13 protein-coding genes, 1 tRNA gene and 1 pseudogene are annotated in these 18788 nt (G+C 65.5%); all 15 read left to right on the top strand.

Going from position 1 to position 18788, the window contains the following annotated elements:
* Nucleotides 1–99, top strand: a pseudogene (locus ASF41_RS23935) (elongation factor Tu); the annotation flags it as partial.
* A 256-nt stretch (nt 100–355) separates the two neighbouring features.
* Nucleotides 356–432: transfer RNA gene (locus tag ASF41_RS14940), tRNA-Trp, on the top strand.
* A 216-nt stretch (nt 433–648) separates the two neighbouring features.
* Nucleotides 649–951, top strand: coding sequence for a preprotein translocase subunit SecE (gene secE, locus ASF41_RS14935; RefSeq protein WP_056218145.1), 303 nt, complete (start codon nt 649–651; stop codon nt 949–951).
* A gap of 66 nt (nt 952–1017) precedes the next feature.
* On the top strand, nt 1018–1551 hold the full coding sequence (gene nusG, locus ASF41_RS14930; RefSeq protein ID WP_056218143.1) for a transcription termination/antitermination protein NusG: 534 nt from the start codon (nt 1018–1020) through the stop codon (nt 1549–1551).
* 219 nt (nt 1552–1770) lie between these two features.
* Nucleotides 1771–2223: a 50S ribosomal protein L11 gene (gene rplK, locus ASF41_RS14925; protein WP_056218139.1), complete on the top strand. Its 453-nt coding sequence runs from the start codon at nt 1771–1773 to the stop codon at nt 2221–2223.
* 12 nt (nt 2224–2235) lie between these two features.
* Nucleotides 2236–2934, top strand: coding sequence for a 50S ribosomal protein L1 (gene rplA / locus ASF41_RS14920; protein WP_056218136.1), 699 nt, complete (start codon nt 2236–2238; stop codon nt 2932–2934).
* Between the two features lie 282 nt (nt 2935–3216).
* Nucleotides 3217–4842, top strand: coding sequence for a B12-binding domain-containing radical SAM protein (locus ASF41_RS14915; RefSeq protein ID WP_056494488.1), 1626 nt, complete (start codon nt 3217–3219; stop codon nt 4840–4842).
* A gap of 553 nt (nt 4843–5395) precedes the next feature.
* The gene (gene rplJ, locus ASF41_RS14910) at nt 5396–5926 is read left to right on the top strand and encodes a 50S ribosomal protein L10 (protein WP_056494484.1); all 531 of its coding nucleotides are present in this window, start codon (nt 5396–5398) and stop codon (nt 5924–5926) included.
* Between the two features lie 57 nt (nt 5927–5983).
* Nucleotides 5984–6364 (top strand): 50S ribosomal protein L7/L12, encoded by a 381-nt coding sequence (rplL, locus tag ASF41_RS14905; protein ID WP_056218129.1) that lies wholly within the window; start codon nt 5984–5986, stop codon nt 6362–6364.
* Between the two features lie 249 nt (nt 6365–6613).
* Nucleotides 6614–10738, top strand: a complete 4125-nt coding sequence (gene rpoB / locus ASF41_RS14900; RefSeq protein WP_056275830.1) for a DNA-directed RNA polymerase subunit beta — start codon at nt 6614–6616, stop codon at nt 10736–10738.
* Between the two features lie 172 nt (nt 10739–10910).
* A complete protein-coding gene (rpoC, locus tag ASF41_RS14895; protein WP_056275827.1) occupies nt 10911–15119 on the top strand; it encodes a DNA-directed RNA polymerase subunit beta' in 4209 nt (1402 codons plus the stop codon).
* A gap of 447 nt (nt 15120–15566) precedes the next feature.
* On the top strand, nt 15567–15938 hold the full coding sequence (rpsL, locus tag ASF41_RS14890) for a 30S ribosomal protein S12 (protein ID WP_018044234.1): 372 nt from the start codon (nt 15567–15569) through the stop codon (nt 15936–15938).
* A gap of 105 nt (nt 15939–16043) precedes the next feature.
* Nucleotides 16044–16514, top strand: a complete 471-nt coding sequence (gene rpsG / locus ASF41_RS14885) for a 30S ribosomal protein S7 (RefSeq protein WP_055954713.1) — start codon at nt 16044–16046, stop codon at nt 16512–16514.
* A gap of 30 nt (nt 16515–16544) precedes the next feature.
* Nucleotides 16545–18620: an elongation factor G gene (gene fusA, locus ASF41_RS14880; RefSeq protein ID WP_056494481.1), complete on the top strand. Its 2076-nt coding sequence runs from the start codon at nt 16545–16547 to the stop codon at nt 18618–18620.
* A 69-nt stretch (nt 18621–18689) separates the two neighbouring features.
* The coding region (locus tag ASF41_RS25015) for a GTP-binding protein (protein WP_156375624.1) at nt 18690–18788 on the top strand (99 nt) is incomplete at its 3' end.

Below are 18788 nucleotides of genomic sequence, written 5' to 3'. Positions count from 1 at the left end.
CTGATCGTGCCGGTGGCCATGGAAGAGAAGCTGCGCTTCGCCATCCGTGAAGGCGGACGCACCGTCGGCGCAGGCGTCGTCGCCGCCATCAACGAGTAGACCCGCCGCCATCGGGCGCCCCTCGCGGGACACCCGACCGGTGACACGACGCGGCGCCCCGGATCGCTCCGGGGCGCCGTTGTCGTTTCCGAGGTCCGCGTTTCCGAGGTCCGCGTTTCCAGGGTCCGCGTTTCCAGGGTCCGCGCCGGCCTGAGAGCCGTCGCAAAGGTTCTTCGCCGACGACGCCGTTTGACCATTGCGAAGCCCTCGCGACCGGTCTATAGCAGCGCCGCGGCGAAGGACTCGTCCTTCGCATAGGAGTGTAGCTCAACTGGTCAGAGCGCCGGTCTCCAAAACCGGAGGTTGCGGGTTCGAGTCCCTCCACTCCTGCCATTTGGCCGCATCAGACCCGTCGATCCTCCCAGCCCTCTTCCCTTTCAGCAGATCGCTCCTCAGCGAAGTCCGGCCGGGCGCAGTCGACAAGCCCGGCGACTTGCGTTAGAGCGGTCGCCTTCCGAGATCGATGAAGGCCGTCGATGCAGGCTCCTCCCCGGAGCCGCCGCGTCGCGCTTTCCCGAAGCTCGGGCCGATCTCCCTGTTGTTGGCGCCATGGCATCGAACGAAGCATCGAAGAAAGTGGATCTCGCGCGCACCCCGCAGCGCGGCTCCACCACGCCGACGCCCCCTCGGGCGACCCCGCCGGTGCGCCCCGCGCAGAAGCGCGTGGGTCCGGCCGAGTTCCTGAGCCAGGTTCGCGACGAGGGCCGCAAGGTCACGTGGCCGACCCGCAAGGAGACCGTCGTGACCACCGTGATGGTGTTCATCATGGTTGTGGTGGCGAGCATCTTCTTCACGGTGGTGGACCAGGCGCTGCGCTATCTCGTGACTCTGATCCTCGGGGTCGGCGCCTAACAACTTCTCGGCCCGGGCGCGCTGCGGCGTGATCGGGCTGACTGACGTCAGGATTTGGTGAGAACCGTGTCGAAGCGCTGGTACATCGTCCACGCCTACTCGAATTTCGAGAACAAGGTCGCGCAGTCCATCAAGGATCAGGCGGCCCAGCGTGGCCTGATGGAGCTGTTCGACGAGGTCATGGTTCCGACCGAGAAGGTCGTCGAGGTGCGCCGGGGCCGCAAGGTCGATGCGGAACGCAAGTTCTTCCCCGGCTACGTCCTGGTGAAGTGCGACCTGACCGACGAGGTCTACCACCTCATCAAGAACACCCCGAAGGTGACGGGCTTCCTGGGCGCCGACAAGTCCAAGCCGGTTCCGATCCCGGATGCGGAGGCCGAGCGCATCAAGGGGCAGGTCGCCGAGGGCGTCGACCGTCCCAAGCCCTCCGTGTCCTTCGAGATCGGCGAGACGGTTCGGGTTTCCGACGGTCCCTTCGCCTCCTTCAACGGCACCGTCGAGGAGATCGACGAGAGCCGGTCGCGCCTCAAGGTCGCCGTGTCGATCTTCGGCCGCGCCACGCCGGTCGAGCTCGAATACGGGCAGGTCGAGAAGGTCTGATCCGGCCCCATTTCGGGTGAGTCGTCCCCGGCTCGCCCCATGTCCCTTCCCGCCCGGCCTCGGCCGCGCGCGGAACCACCGTCCCGCGCGACGGTGTCATACGCGGGAGGCCCGCCCGGTTCGCCGCCGGGGTCCACGGACCGAACCGCGACCTGCAACCGCCCGTTCCGTCCGCGCTGAGGCCAGCCGGATGCCGGGCATTCTTTGGGAGCAGTCCCTATGGCAAAGAAGATCACGGGCTACGTGAAGCTTCAGGTTCCGGCCGGCGCCGCGAACCCGTCGCCGCCCATCGGCCCCGCGCTCGGTCAGCGCGGCCTCAACATCATGGAATTCTGCAAGGCCTTCAACGCGAAGACCTCCCAGATCGAGAAGGGCACCCCGATCCCGGTCGTCATCACGGCGTACCAGGACCGCTCCTTCACCTTCGAGATGAAGCAGCCGCCGGTCACCTTCTTCCTGAAGAAGGCCGCCGGCCTGAAGATCGGCAAGAAGCCGGCTTCCGGCTCGAAGACCCCGGGCAAGGCCGGCTCCAATGTCGGCAAGGTGACCGAAGCGCAGCTGCGCGAGATCGCCGAGAAGAAGATGCCCGACCTGAACTGCGACTCGGTTGACGCCGCCGTCGCCATGATCCGTGGCTCCGCGCGGGCCATGGGCCTCGACGTCGTCGCTTAAGGGGAGGGCACAATGGCACACGAAGGCAAGCGCATCCGCGCCGCCCGCGAGGGCATCGACGCGCTCAAGCTCTATCCCATCGACGAGGCGATCAAGCTCGTGAAGGAGAAGGCCAGCGCCAAGTTCGACGAGACTGTCGAGATCTCGATGAATCTCGGCGTCGACCCGCGCCACGCCGACCAGATGGTCCGCGGTGTCTGCAACCTGCCCAACGGCTCCGGCCGCACAGTGCGGGTGGCGGTGTTCGCCCGCGGCGCCAAGGCCGACGAGGCCAAGGCTGCCGGCGCCGACATCGTGGGCGCCGAGGACCTCCTCGAGATCGTCCAGAGCGGCAAGATCGAGTTCGATCGCTGCATCGCGACCCCCGACCTGATGCCGCTCGTCGGCCGTCTCGGCAAGGTGCTCGGCCCGCGCGGCCTGATGCCGAACCCGAAGGTCGGCACCGTGACCATGGACGTGAAGGGCGCCGTCGCCGGCGCCAAGGGCGGCTCCGTCGAGTTCCGCGTTGAGAAGGCCGGCATCATCCACGCCGGCATCGGCAAGGTCTCGTTCGACGCCGACAAGCTCGTCGAGAACATCAAGGCTTTCGCCGACGCCGTCTCCAAGGCGAAGCCCGCCGGCGCCAAGGGCCAGTACGTCCAGCGCGTCGCCGTGACCTCCTCGATGGGTCCGGGCGTGAAGGTCGAGCCCGCGAGCGTCCTCACCGCCTGATCCTTCAGGCTTGAACAGAATAGAAGCGCCCGGCCTCGCGGCCGGGTGTTTTCGTTTGTGCTCAGGCTCGCCGGAAGGGCTTCTCGGCTTGCGGCCGGTCCGAGCCCTCGGGGTCTGCGTTCCCCGACCATCGCGCACCGGCGGTTCGGGTTCGACCACGATCAAAGAGCCGTGAGGGAGGAATGCCCCGCGCCGTTCCAGGAGCGGACGGTCGTCGGAGCGCCCAAGAAAAGAACACAGGAGGGTGACGCCTTCGCGTAGGCCTGTGCTAGGTATGCAGTCATGCGATGCTCCCTCTCCGTGACCTCGAAGCGACGCATCCTATGCGTCTTTCCCGCCTACACGCCGTCCTTCGGGACCTTCTCTCACGCCTACCCCCTGATGGGCGGCGTGAAGGCCTTCATGCCCCCGCAAGGGCTCCTCCTGATCGCGGCCTACATGCCCGAGTCGTGGGAGTACCGGTTCATCGACGAGAACATCGCCCGGGCCGGCGCAACGGACTTCGCCTGGGCCGACGCGGTGTTCGTGTCCGGCATGCACATCCAGGCCCCGCAGATCCGGGACATCTACGCCCGCGCCCACGCGGCCGGGAAGGTGACGGCGCTGGGCGGCCCCTCGGTCTCCGGCTCCCCCGAGCAGTATCCCGAATTCGACTACCTGCATCTCGGCGAGATCGGTGACGCCACCGACGAGCTGGTCGCGATCCTCGACCGCGATGTCTCGATCCCGGCGGCCCAGGTCCGCCTGGAGACCAAGGAGCGGCTCCCGCTCTCGGACTTCCCGGCCCCCGCCTACGAAGCGGCGCCCCTAAAGCGCTACCTCATCGGATCGCTGCAATTCTCCTCGGGTTGCCCCTATCGCTGCGAGTTCTGCGACATCCCGCAGCTTTACGGCCGTCAACCGCGCCTGAAGAGCCCCGAGCAGATGCTCGGTGAGCTCGACGCCATCATCGCGCAGCCCGGCCATCCGGCTGTGGTCTATTTCGTCGACGACAACTTCATCGGCAACCGCAAGGCCACGAAGGACATGCTGCCCCACCTCGTGGCGTGGCAGAAGAAGAATGACTATCCGCTCCAGTTCGCCTGCGAGGCGACGCTGAACATGGCCAAGCAGCCCGACATCCTCGAGCTGATGCGGCAGGCCAACTTCATGACCGTCTTCGTCGGCATTGAGACGCCCGAGGAGGACGCTCTCGCGGGAATCGACAAGAAGCACAACGCCGCCGTGCCGATGTACGAGGCGATCGAGACCCTGAACCGCTTCGGCCTCGAGGTGACCTCGGGCATCATTCTCGGCCTCGACACGGACACCGATCAGTCGGAGCAGAAGCTCATCGACTTCATCGACAAGTCGGCCGTGCCGGTGCTGACGATGAACCTCCTGCAGGCGCTGCCCAAGACGCCGCTCTGGGATCGCCTGACCCGCGAGAACCGCCTCGTCCACGATGCGGCGCTCGAATCGAACGTGCTCTTCAAGCGTCCGCACGACGACGTCGTGGCCTCCTGGCGCCGGGCCATCGCCCACGCCTACGAGCCGGCGCAGATCTTCGAGCGATTCCGGCACCAAGTGGAGGTGACCTACCCGAACCGGATCAAGACGCCGGTCAGGGGCAAACTTACCCGCACCAACCTGCGCCGCGGCCTCGTGCTCGGCTTCAACATCGCTGTGCGCGTCGGACTGCTGTCCGATTACCGGCGGGTGTTCTGGCGCGCCGCCGGCCACGCCCTGAAGCGCGGACAGATCGAGGCGGTGTTCAACATGGGCTTCGTCGCCCACCACCTCATCCGCTTCACCCGGGAAGCCCTGCGCGGCGAGCACAATGCCTCGTTCTACGCCGCCAAGGCGGACCAGAAGCGCGACGCCCGCGAGCCCTGGTGGCGGGCCGCCCGCAAATTCCTGCCGACCTGACAGGCTTTTGTGGCCCATCCGCAGGCGGCTTCGGGCCGCCTGCGGCGTCAAGGGAAAAGCGTCGCCTGCGACGGAATAATCGCCTCGGGGCACTTGGCAGGCTGCTTGCAAGGCTCTATAGACCCCGCTCAACGTTTTCATCCATGAGAAAGGAATCGACCGATCGGTCGCATTCCGATTGAGAGATCGCCTGCGCAACCAGGTGATGTTGGCCGGAAGGCTTTGAGGGGCATGAAACCCCTTCTGAGCTTCGTCCGGCCATGTCCTGTCCGAGACTGCAGGCGCCGGGTCACCGGCTTAATCCACACGCCTGCACAGACTGGGAAGACCGAAATTCTACTGCCCTCGCCGGGTCCGCATCGCGCGGGCAGGGTGAGGCATCGGTTTGAACCATCTCACCCATGTCGTCCACCCGTTCCGGGGGGCGGTAGGGGACAGGGCCGTGAAGCGTCGCCAAGGACGTTCCGGCTTCGTGTTAAGCCGAGTTCCGTCCCGGGCGGCATGTGCAACCGGCGGACCCGTTTTCGGGTTCCGCCAACCGGAGAGAGCCCCAGTGGACAGGACAGCCAAAGCTGATCTCGTCTCGACGCTCAACGGCGTGTTCGCGAACACCGCCGTCGTCGTCGTGGCCCACTACAAGGGCCTCACGGTCGCCGACATGCAGAAGCTGCGCTCGCAGATGAAGCAGGCCGGCGCCACCGTGAAGGTCACCAAGAACCGCCTCGCCAACATCGCTCTCGATGGCACGGACGTCGCCTCCATCAAGCCCCTCCTGAAGGGTCCGACCCTGCTCGCCTATTCGAGCGATCCGGTCGCGGCCGCCAAGGTTGCGGTGGACTTCGCCAAGGTCAACGACAAGCTCGTGATCCTCGGCGGCGCCATGGGCACGACCGCCCTGAACCCGGACGGTGTGAGGGCCCTCGCCTCGCTGCCGTCCCTCGACGAACTGCGCGGCAAGATCGTGGGCCTCATCCAGGCTCCCGCGACCAAGATCGCCCAGGTCGTCAACGCACCAGCGGCCAAGCTCGCCCGCGTGTTCGGGGCCTATGCCACCAAGGACGAGGCTCAGAGCGAAGCGGCCTGAGGCCGCATCGCCCTTTTCAACCCATCCGTTCAGACCGATATCCAAGGGAATACCAACATGGCTGATCTTGCCAAGCTCGTCGACGACCTGTCCTCGCTGACCGTTCTCGAGGCTGCCGACCTCGCCAAGATGCTCGAAGAGAAGTGGGGCGTCTCGGCCGCCGCTGCCGTCGCCGTGGCTGCCGGCCCGGCCGCCGGTGGTGGCGCTGCCGCCGCCGCCGAGGAGCAGACCGAGTTCACGGTCATGCTGACCGCCGCTGGCGACAAGAAGATCGAGGTCATCAAGGAGGTCCGCGCGATCACCGGCCTCGGCCTCAAGGAAGCCAAGGACCTCGTCGAGGGCGCTCCGAAGGCCGTCAAGGAGTCCGTCAACAAGGAAGAGGCCGAGAAGCTCAAGGCTCAGCTCGAGAAGGCTGGCGCCAAGGTCGAGCTCAAGTAAGACACTGCGATGGGCCGTTCCGGCCCGTCACTCTCCGTCGGGCCCCTCCGGGCCTGACGGCACCAACGGCCCGCGGGTTCACGCCCGTGGGCCATGGTCGCTTCAAGCGGCCCGACCGGCCCGCGCAAGGGCCACGGGATTTTCAGTTCGGGAAGGCGTCGTCCGGCGGGGCGGGCCCGAAGCCTGGTTGCGGGAGGCAGACGCCTTCCCCGGGCACCCGGTACGCGGGACGTAGGAGCGAGGTCACCCATGGCCAACACGCTGGTCGGTCGCAAGCGGATTCGCAAATTCTTCGGCAAGATTAAGGAAGTCGCCGAGATGCCGAACCTCATTGAGGTTCAGAAGGCGTCCTACGACCAGTTCCTGATCATGGATGAGCCGGAAGGCGGACGGGGCGACGAAGGCCTGCAGACCGTGTTCAAGTCGGTCTTCCCGATCTCGGACTTCTCCTCGACGGCCCTCCTCGAGTTCGTGAAGTACACGTTCGAGCAGCCGAAATACGACGTCGACGAGTGCCGCCAGCGCGGCATCACGTACGCTGCCCCGCTCAAGGTCACGCTGCGCCTCATCGTGTTCGATGTGGACCCGGATACCGGTGCGAAGTCGGTCAAGGACATCAAGGAGCAGGACGTCTACATGGGCGACATGCCCTTGATGACGGAGAACGGCACCTTCATCGTCAACGGCACCGAGCGCGTCATTGTCTCGCAGATGCACCGCTCCCCGGGCGTGTTCTTCGACCACGACAAGGGCAAGACCCACTCGTCGGGCAAGCTCCTGTTCGCCGCCCGCATCATCCCGTATCGCGGCTCCTGGCTCGACGTCGAGTTCGACGCCAAGGACATCGTGCACGTCCGCATCGACCGGAAGCGCAAGCTCCCGGTGACTTCGCTGCTGTTCGCCCTCGGCCTCGACGGCGAGGAGATCCTGTCGACCTTCTACAACCGCGTGATCTACGACCGGGACGGTGCCGACTGGCGCGTGCCCTACGACGCCGAGCGCCTGAAGGGCTTCAAGGCCTCCGTCGACCTCATCGACGCGGAGTCCGGCGAGGTCGTGCTCGAGGCTGGCAAGAAGCTGAACGCCCGCAACGCCCGGCAGATCGCCGAGCGCGGCGTGCAGTTCCTCAAGGCCACCGACGAGGACCTGATCGGCCAGTACATCGCCGAGGATCTCGTCAACGCCAAGACCGGCGAGATCTGGGCCGAGGCCGGCGACGAGATCTCCGACAAGCTCCTGAAAAGCCTCGAAGAGGTCGGCGTTTCCGAGCTTCCGGTTCTGGACATCGACCACATCAATGTCGGTCCCTACATCCGCAACACCCTTGCGGTGGACAAGAACTCGGCTCGCGAAGGCGCGCTGTTCGACATCTACCGGGTCATGCGCCCGGGTGAGCCGCCGACCCTCGACACCGCCGAGGCGATGTTCCACTCGCTGTTCTTCGATTCCGAGCGCTACGATCTCTCGGCCGTCGGCCGCGTGAAGATGAACATGCGCCTCGACCTCGACGCCGAGGACACCGTGCGGACGCTCCGCCGCGAGGACATGCTCGCGGTCGTGAAGGCGCTGGTGGACCTGCGCGACGGCAAGGGCGAGATCGACGACATCGATCACCTCGGTAACCGCCGGGTGCGCTCGGTCGGCGAGCTGATGGAGAACCAGTACCGCCTCGGCCTGCTCCGCATGGAGCGCGCGATCAAGGAGCGGATGTCCTCCGTCGACATCGACACGGTGATGCCGCAGGACCTCATCAACGCGAAGCCCGCGGCCGCGGCCGTGCGCGAGTTCTTCGGCTCGTCACAGCTTTCGCAGTTCATGGACCAGACCAACCCGCTCTCGGAAGTGACGCACAAGCGTCGCCTCTCGGCGCTTGGCCCGGGCGGTCTGACCCGCGAGCGCGCCGGCTTCGAGGTGCGCGACGTTCACCCGACCCATTACGGCCGCATCTGCCCGATCGAGACGCCGGAAGGCCCGAACATCGGTCTGATCAACTCCCTCGCCACCTTCGCGCGGGTGAACAAGTACGGCTTCATCGAGACCCCCTTCCGGCGGGTGAAGGACGGCGTCGTCACCACCGACGTCGCCTATCTCTCGGCGATGGAGGAGGCGAAGTACTACGTCGCCCAGGCCAACGCGCAGATGGACGAGACCTTCAAGCTGACGGAGGACCTCGTGGTCTGCCGTCGGGCCGGTGACGTCATCGTCGTGCCCCCCGATCGCGTCGACCTCATGGACGTGTCGCCGAAGCAGCTCGTCTCGGTCGCCGCCGCGCTCATCCCGTTCCTCGAGAACGACGACGCGAACCGCGCGCTGATGGGCTCGAACATGCAGCGCCAAGCGGTGCCGCTGGTGCGCGCCGATGCGCCCTTCGTCGGCACCGGCATGGAGGCCGTGGTCGCCCGCGACTCCGGCGCCGCCATCGCCGCCCGACGCACCGGCATCGTCGACCAGGTGGACGCCACCCGTATCGTCATCCGGGCCACCGAAGAGGCCGACGCCAACAAGCCCGGCGTCGACATCTATCGCCTACAGAAGTTCCAGCGCTCTAACCAGTCGACCTGCATCACGCAGAAGCCGCTCGTTCGCGTCGGCGAGGCCGTGAAGAAGGGCGAGATCATCGCCGACGGTCCCTCGACGGAGTTCGGCGAGCTCGCCCTCGGCCGGAACGTGCTCGTCGCGTTCATGCCGTGGAACGGCTACAACTTCGAGGACTCGATCCTGCTCTCCGAGCGGATCGTGAAGGATGACGTGTTCACCTCGATCCACATCGAGGAGTTCGAGGTGATGGCCCGAGACACCAAGCTCGGTCCGGAAGAGATCACCCGTGACATCCCGAACGTCTCCGAAGAGGCGCTCAAGAACCTCGACGAAGCCGGCATCGTCTATATCGGCGCCGAGGTTCACGCCGGCGACATCCTGTGCGGCAAGATCACGCCGAAGGGCGAGAGCCCAATGACGCCCGAGGAGAAGCTCCTCCGCGCCATCTTCGGCGAGAAGGCGTCCGACGTGCGCGACACCTCGCTCCGGGTTCCCCCGGGCGTGACCGGCACGATTGTCGAGGTCCGGGTGTTCAACCGCCACGGCGTCGACAAGGATGAGCGCGCCCAGGCGATCGAGCGCGAGGAGATCGAGCGCCTCGCCAAGGACCGCGATGACGAGCAGGCGATCCTGGATCGCAACACCTACGCGCGTCTCGCCACGGTCCTCATCGGCCAGGCGCCCATCGCGGGGCCGAAGGGCTTCAAGAAGGAGGCTACGCTCACCCGCGAGCTCCTCAGCGAGTACCCGCGTTCGCAGTGGTGGCAGTTCGCCGTCATCGACGACCGTCTCATGACCGAGATGGAAGCGATGCAGAAGCAGTACGACGAATCGAAGAAGCGCCTCGAGCAGCGCTTCCTCGACAAGGTCGAGAAGCTGCAGCGCGGCGACGAGCTCCCGCCCGGCGTCATGAAGATGGTCAAGGTCTTCGTGGCGGTGAAGCGCAAGATCCAGCCCGGCGACAAGATGGCCGGTCGCCACGGCAACAAGGGCGTCGTCTCCCGGATCGTGCCGATCGAGGACATGCCGTTCCTGGAAGACGGAACGCATGCCGACATCGTCCTGAACCCGCTCGGCGTGCCCTCGCGCATGAACGTCGGCCAGATCCTCGAGACTCACCTGGGTTGGGCCGCGGCCGGACTTGGCCGCAAGGTCAGTCAGGCGGTGGATGCCTACCTGCGCAGCAACGACATCGCGCCCCTGAAGGCAGAGATGGAGGCGATCTACTCGCCGTCCGAGCTGGAAGGTCTGACCGACGAGGAGATGGCGGAGGCCGCCAACAACGTGCGCCGCGGCGTACCGATGGCGACCCCGGTGTTCAACGGCGCCAAGGAAGCCGACATCGAGCAGATGCTGGAGATGGCCGGTCTCGACCGGTCGGCCCAGTCGACGCTCTATGACGGCCGCTCGGGCGAGCCCTTCGATCGCAAGGTGACGATGGGCTACATCTACATGCTGAAACTGCACCACCTCGTGGACGACAAGATCCACGCTCGGTCGATCGGCCCGTACTCCCTGGTCACCCAGCAGCCACTGGGCGGAAAGGCGCAGTTCGGCGGTCAGCGCTTCGGCGAGATGGAGGTCTGGGCCCTCGAAGCCTACGGCGCCGCGTACACGCTGCAGGAGATGCTCACGGTCAAGTCGGACGACGTCGCAGGCCGCACCAAGGTCTACGAGGCCATCGTGCGCGGCGACGACACCTTTGAGGCCGGCATCCCCGAGTCGTTCAACGTGCTCGTCAAGGAAATGCGCTCGCTGGGTCTCAACGTGGAGCTCACCTCCTCGAAGAAGCTCGCCAACGACCAGATCGAGCCGCCCGCAGAGGCGGCCGAATAACCACCGCATCACGCTCCCGAGCCGGGTTCGACCCCGGCGCGGTCGGAGCGGGGAGGGGCAGGGCCTCCCGTTCTACGGTCAGTGACGATCCGGCCGGTCGTTGCGCCGCATCCGTTTTCAGCACGCGGTCAGCCCCTCGGCGGAGGGTGCGCCACGTCAGCAGGAGTAGATCATGAACCAAGAGGTCATGAATCTTTTCAACCAGCAGGCTCAGCCCCAGAGCTTCGACCAGATCAAGATCTCGATCTCGTCGCCGGAGAAGATCCTCTCGTGGTCTTTCGGCGAGATCAAGAAGCCCGAGACGATCAACTATCGCACGTTCAAGCCCGAGCGTGACGGCCTGTTCTGCGCGCGGATCTTCGGACCGATCAAGGATTACGAGTGCTTGTGCGGCAAGTACAAGCGCATGAAGTACAAGGGCGTCATCTGTGAGAAGTGCGGCGTCGAGGTCACCCTCGCGCGCGTCCGGCGCGACCGCATGGGCCATATCGAGCTCGCCGCCCCCGTCGCCCACATCTGGTTCCTGAAGTCGCTGCCCTCGCGCATCGGCCTGCTGCTCGACATGGCCCTCAAGGACCTCGAGCGGATCCTGTACTTCGAGTCCTATTGCGTCATCGAGCCGGGCCTCACCCCCCTCAAGGAGCGTCAGCTCCTGTCGGAGGAGGAGTACCTGCGCGCTCAGGAGGAGTACGGCGAGGACAGCTTCACCGCCATGATCGGCGCCGAGGCCATCCGCCGAATCCTGCAAGAGCTCGACCTCGACGGCATCGCCGATGCCCTGCGCGAGGAGATTGCTACCACCACGTCCGAGCTGAAGCCCAAGAAGCTCCTCAAGCGCCTGAAGATCATCGAGGCCTTCCAGATGTCGGGCAACAAGCCCGAGTGGATGATCCTCACCGTGGTTCCGGTGATCCCGCCGGACCTGCGCCCGCTCGTCCCCCTGGACGGCGGCCGCTTCGCCACGTCCGATCTCAACGATCTCTACCGCCGCGTCATCAACCGCAACAACCGGCTCAAGCGGCTGATCGAGCTGCGGGCGCCGGACATCATCATCCGCAACGAGAAGCGCATGCTTCAGGAAGCGGTCGACGCGCTGTTCGACAACGGCCGCCGCGGCCGCGTCATCACGGGCGCCAACAAGCGTCCTCTGAAGTCGCTCGCCGACATGCTGAAGGGCAAGCAGGGCCGCTTTCGTCAGAACCTCCTCGGCAAGCGCGTCGACTATTCCGGCCGTTCGGTCATCGTCGTCGGTCCGGAGCTGAAGCTGCACCAGTGCGGCCTGCCGAAGAAGATGGCGCTGGAGCTGTTCAAGCCGTTCATCTACGCGCGCCTCGACGCCAAGGGCTTCTCCGCCACGGTGAAGCAGGCCAAGAAGCTCGTGGAGAAGGAGAAGCCGGAGGTCTGGGACATCCTCGATGAGGTGATCCGCGAGCATCCGGTAATGCTGAACCGCGCGCCGACCCTGCACCGCCTCGGCATCCAGGCCTTTGAGCCCAAGCTGATCGAGGGCAAGGCGATCCAGCTGCACCCGCTGGTCTGCACCGCCTTCAACGCGGATTTCGACGGCGACCAGATGGCCGTGCACGTCCCCCTGAGCCTCGAGGCTCAGCTGGAAGCGCGCGTCCTGATGATGTCGACCAACAACATCCTGCACCCGGCGAACGGTCACCCGATCATCGTGCCGTCGCAGGACATCGTGCTCGGCCTCTACTACCTGTCGATCGTGGCCGAGGGGGCGATCGGCGCCTTCGACCCGACCAACAAGCAGAACCCGATGCAGGGCGTCTTCGGCAACATCGGCGAGCTCGAGCACGCCCTGGCGGCCAAGACCGTCAAGCTGCACACGAAAATCCGCTGGCGCTGGAACGGCATCGGCCCCGATGGCGAGCCGCTGACGAAGACCTACGACACCACGCCGGGCCGGGTGATCCTGTCCACGGCCCTGCCGCAGCACGCCAAGGTGCCTTTCGACGTCGTCAACAAGCTGATGACCAAGAAGGAGATCTCCGCGATGATCGACACCGTCTACCGCCACTGCGGACAGAAGGAGTCGGTGATCTTCTGTGATCGCATCATGGCGCTGGGCTTCAACCACGCGTTCAAGGCGGGCATCTCGTTCGGCAAGGACGACATGGTCGTGCCCGCGAACAAGTGGTCGATCGTCGGGTCGACCCGCGACCTGGTCAAGGAGTTCGAGCAGCAGTTCAACGACGGCCTGATCACCCAGGGTGAGAAGTACAACAAGGTCGTCGACGCCTGGGGCAAGTGCTCGGCCCGGCTCGCGGACGAGATGATGGCCGCGATCTCCGCGGTCCAGAAGGACGAGAACGGGACCGACAAGCAGGTCAACTCGGTCTACATGATGGCGAATTCCGGCGCCCGTGGCTCCCGCGAGCAGATGCGCCAGCTCGCCGCCATGCGCGGCCTGATGAGCAAGCCCTCGGGCGAGATCATCGAGACGCCGATCATCTCGAACTTCAAGGAAGGCCTCGACGTGCTCGAGTACTTCAACTCCACCCACGGTGCCCGTAAGGGTCTCGCGGACACGGCGTTGAAGACCGCGAACTCGGGCTACCTGACCCGGCGTCTCGTCGACGTGGCCCAGGACGCCGTCATCCGCGAGGTCGATTGCGGCACCACCAACGGCATCCGCATGCGCGCCATCGTGGATGCCGGCCAGGTCGTGGCCCCGCTCGCCATCCGCATCCTCGGCCGCGCCACGGCCGAGGATCTGGTGGCCCTCGACGGCACAGTGATCGTCAAGACCAACGAGACGATCGAGGAGAAGCACCTGCCGGCCATCCAGGCCGCCGGGATCCAGGAGGTCAAGATCCGTTCGGTGCTCGTCTGCGCCACGAAGAGCGGCGTCTGCGCCACCTGCTACGGGCGCGACCTCGCCCGCGGCACGCCCGTGAACATGGGTGAGGCGGTTGGCGTCATCGCCGCCCAGTCGATCGGCGAGCCGGGCACCCAGCTCACCATGCGCACCTTCCACATCGGCGGCGCCGCCCAGATCTCCGACTCGTCCTTCATCGAGTCGAGCTTCGAGGGCACGATCAAGATCCGGAACCGCGCCCTGGCACGGAACTCGGATGGCGATCTCATCGCCACCGGCCGCAACGTCTCCATCGTCATCGTCGGGGTCGACGGCACCGAGCGCGCCAACCACCGCCTGCAATACGGCGCAAAGTTGCGCGTGGACGAGGGCGACACCGTCAAGCGGGGCCAGCGCATCGCCGAGTGGGACCCCTACACCCGTCCGATCATCACCGAGACGGACGGAATCGTGGCCTACGAGGACCTCATCGACGGCCAGTCGATCACCGAGACCACCGACGAGTCGACCGGCATCGCCAAGCGCGTCGTCATCGACTGGCGCGGGACGGCCCGCACCGCCGACCTCAAGCCGGCGATGCTGGTGCTCGATGCCGACGGCAAGCCGATGAAGCTGCCGCGCGGCTCGGACGCCCGCTACTTCCTGCCCGTCGACGCCATCATCGGCTACGATCCGGGTGCGAAGGTGAAGGCCGGCGACATCCTGGCCCGCGTTTCCGCCGACTCGGCCAAGACCCGCGACATCACCGGCGGTCTGCCGCGGGTGGCGGAACTGTTCGAGGCCCGTCGTCCCAAGGACGCGGCCATCATTGCGGAGAAGTCGGGTACGATTCAGTTCGGGCGCGACTACAAGAACAAGCGTCGCCTGACGCTGACGCCGCATGATGGGTCCGAGGCGGTCGAGTACCTGATCCCGAAGGGCAAGCACATCCACCTTCAGGACGGCGACGTGGTCGAGCTCGGCGACTACATCGTCGACGGCAATCCGGCCCCGCACGACATCCTGGCGATCAAGGGCGTGGAGGAGCTCGCTGCCTACCTCGTCAACGAGATTCAGGAAGTCTACCGGCTGCAGGGCGTGTCGATCAACGACAAGCACATCGAGGTCATCGTCAGGCAGATGCTGCAGAAGGTCGAAATCACCGACGGCGGCGATTCCGACATCCTGACGGGCGACCAGATCGACCGGACGGAGCTGGCGGAGATCAACGAGAAGCTGCTTGCCGAGGGCAAGAAGCCGGTCGTGGGCGTACCGGTCCTCCTGGGTATCACCAAGGCAAGCCTGCAGACGAAGTCGTTCATCTCGGCGGCGTCGTTCCAGGAGACCACCCGCGTGCTCACGGAGGCGGCCGTCAACGGGAAGATCGATTACCTCGAAGGACTCAAGGAGAACGTGATCGTCGGATCGCTGATCCCGGCCGGCACGGGCTCCATGGCGGCCGAGATCCGCGCCGTGGCGCGCCGTCGCGACAACCTCATCCTGCAGCAGAAGGCCGCCGAGAGCGGGGCTCAGCCCCTCTCCGAGCTGCCGCCCGCCGCGGAATAAGCGATCGCTCCAACGCGACGAATAGGAAGGGGCCGCCCCAAGGGGCGGCCCCTTTCGCATGGGTGCCGTCCGTCCGGATCTGCGGCGCGTTCGTGCCCCGCAACTTCATGAACTTGTAACGGAATGGGTTGACGCGGGGCGAATCCGCCTCTATCAGGCCCTCATTGAACGGCTGGCCGTAGGCAGCAATCGATCGTGAGGCCCAGAGCCTCGATCCAGGCTTCCTAAACGCATCCGACTTCAACAGACGAACACGTGTCAGCCCGGCACGATCGCTTGCTTCGATGCAGGTGATCCTCTGCTTGCAACGGCGCGCCAAAGGCTGACATCAGCCTGGGGCGCGGCTTTGCGTTTCGTCGCACGCCACGTGCGATGCCGGGGCCGGCCAGAACGAGATTTGGATTTCGACGGTCACCGCTGCAGGTGACGCGTTTCGAGAGGATTGGCATGCCGACGATCAACCAGCTGATCGCTCAGCCGCGCAAGGCGCAGAAGAGCCGCAACAAGGTGCCGGCGCTCGACGCCTGCCCGCAGAAGCGTGGCGTCTGCACCCGCGTCTACACGACGACCCCGAAGAAGCCGAACTCCGCGCTCCGCAAGGTTGCCAAGGTTCGCCTGACCAACGGCTTCGAGGTCATTGGTTACATCCCGGGCGAGGGCCACAACCTTCAGGAGCACTCCGTGGTGATGATCCGCGGCGGCCGCGTGAAGGACCTTCCCGGCGTGCGCTACCACATCCTGCGCGGCGTGCTCGACACGCAGGGCGTCAAGGGTCGCAAGCAGCGCCGCTCCAAGTACGGCGCCAAGCGTCCGAAGTAAGACCGATATTCGCGCACCCTGTAAGGATGTCGCCGGCCTCCCAGAGGCTCAAGGCGGCCTGCGCAGGGTGGTTTCAAGAAGACCAAGTTTAAGACGGAGCGAGCGATGTCCCGCCGCCATTCTGCCGAGAAGCGTGAGATCATCCCGGACCCGAAGTACGGGGACATCGTGCTGACCAAGTTCATGAATTCGATCATGTACGAGGGCAAGAAGTCCACCGCTGAGCGGATCGTCTACGGTGCCTTCGACATCGTCGAGAATCGCGCCCGCGCCAACCCGATCGAGGTCTTCCGCGCTGCCCTCGAGAACGTCGCCCCGGCCATCGAAGTCCGCTCCCGCCGCGTCGGCGGCGCGACCTACCAGGTCCCCGTCGAAGTGCGTACGGAGCGCCGCCAGGCGCTCGCCATCCGTTGGCTGATCCAGGCTGCCCGCGGCCGGAACGACCGCACCATGGTCGAGCGTCTCTCGGCCGAGCTGCTCGACGCCGCGAACAACCGCGGCAACGCCGTGAAGAAGCGGGAAGACACCCACCGGATGGCGGAAGCCAACCGCGCCTTCTCGCACTACCGCTGGTAAGCGGACCCGGACCCTTTCAGGAGCAATCCGATGCCCCGCACGCACGCGATCGAGGACTACCGCAACTTCGGCATCATGGCTCACATCGATGCCGGCAAGACCACGACCACCGAGCGGATCCTCTATTACACCGGCAAATCCCATAAGATCGGCGAAGTCCACGACGGCGCCGCGACGATGGATTGGATGACGCAGGAGCAGGAGCGTGGCATCACGATCACGTCCGCCGCGACCACCTGCTTCTGGCGCGACAAGCGCCTGAACATCATCGACACTCCCGGCCACGTGGACTTCACCATCGAGGTGGAGCGCTCGCTCCGCGTTCTCGACGGCGCCGTCTGCGTGCTCGACGGCAACCAGGGCGTCGAGCCCCAGACGGAAACCGTCTGGCGCCAGGCCGACAAGTATGACGTGCCGCGCGTCGTGTTCGTCAACAAGATGGACAAGATCGGCGCTGACTTCTTCAAGTGCGTGGCCGACATCATCGACCGGGTCGCCGGTAAGCCTGTATGCCTGCAGCTGCCGATCGGTGCCGAGACGACCTTCAAGGGCGTCATCGACCTGATCAAGATGAAGGCCATCGTCTGGACCTCCGAGAAGCTTGGCGCGGATTTCTCCGAGACCGAGATCCCGGCCGATCTTGCCGACCAGGCTGCGGAATACCGCATCAAGCTCGTCGAGGCTTGCGTCGAGTTGGATGACGACGCGATGGCCGCGTATCTGGACGGCGTCGAGCCGGATCAGGCAACGATGCACCGCCTCGTCCGCACGGCCGTGCAGCGTCGTGCTTTCCATCCCGTGCTCTGCGGTTCGGCCTTCAAGAACAAGGGCGTTCAGCCGCTCCTCGATGCGGTCGTGGATTATCTGCCGTCGCCCGCCGATCGCGGCGAGATCAAGGGCCTCGACTTCAAGACCGAGGAAGAGACCGTCCGTCACCCGGCTGATTCCGATCCCTTTTCCATGCTCGCCTTCAAGATCATGGACGATCCGCACGTCGGCACGATCACGTTCTGCCGGGTCTACTCGGGCAAGATCGAGTCCGGTGCCAACGTACTGAACTCCTCGCGCGACAAGAAGGAGCGTGTCGGCCGCATGCTCCTGATGCACGCCAACAACCGCGAGGACGTCAAGGAAGCGTTCACGGGCGACATCGTTGCCCTGGCTGGCCTCAAGGAAACCCGCACAGGCGATACGCTGTGCGATCCGAAGGACGCCGTCATCCTCGAGAAGATGGAGTTCCCGGAGCCGGTGATCGAGATCGCCGTCGAGCCGAAGTCCAAGGCCGATCAGGAGAAGCTCGGAATCGCCCTGGCCAAGCTCGCCGCCGAGGACCCGTCGTTCCGGGTCTCGACGGACCAGGAGTCGGGCCAGACCATCCTTCGCGGCATGGGCGAGCTTCACCTCGACATCAAGGTCGACATTCTGCGCCGGACCTACATGGTCGATGCGAATATCGGTCAGCCGCAGGTGGCGTATCGTGAGAAGCTGACGAAGCGCACCGAGATCGACTACACCCACAAGAAGCAGACCGGTGGTACCGGTCAGTTCGCCCGGGTGAAATTCATCGTGGAGCCCAACGAGCCCGGCAAGGGCTTCGAGTTCTCCTCGAAGATCATCGGCGGCACGGTGCCGAAGGAGTACATCCCGGGCGTCGAAAAGGGCCTGAATTCGGTGCTCGGCGCCGGTATTCTGGCCGGCTTCCCGGTGGTCGACATCAAAGTCGAGCTGATCGACGGCGCCTATCACGATGTCGACTCGTCGGCCCTCGCCTTCGAAATCGCCTCGCGTGCTGCGCTCCGTGAGGCCCTTCAGAAGGGCGGCTCGGTGCTCCTCGAGCCGGTCATGAAGGTCGAAGTCGTCTCGCCGGAAGAGTATACCGGCTCGGTGATCGGCGATCTCAACTCCCGCCGCGGCCAGATCCAGGGCCAGGACATGCGAGGCAACGCGAACGTCATTAACGCGATGGTGCCGCTGGCCAACATGTTCGGTTACGTGAACCAGCTCCGGTCCTTCTCGCAGGGCCGCGCCAACTTCACGATGCAGTTCGACCATTACGAAGAGGTGCCGCGCGGCGAGGCCGAGAAGGTCGTCGCCAAGTACGCCTAAGCCGGCGGCGCCCTTCGGGGCGCCTCCCGCACCCCTTCAGACGCAACATCAGATCAGACGGAGCCTATCATGGCCAAAGAGAAATTCGCGCGTACGAAGCCGCACTGCAACATTGGCACGATCGGTCACGTGGATCACGGCAAGACGTCGTTGACGGCGGCGATCACG

The sequence above is a fragment of the Methylobacterium sp. Leaf111 genome (assembly GCF_001423285.1).
Taxonomy (GTDB): Bacteria; Pseudomonadota; Alphaproteobacteria; order Rhizobiales; family Beijerinckiaceae; genus Methylobacterium.
This window is presented reverse-complemented; position numbering and strand designations above follow the sequence as displayed.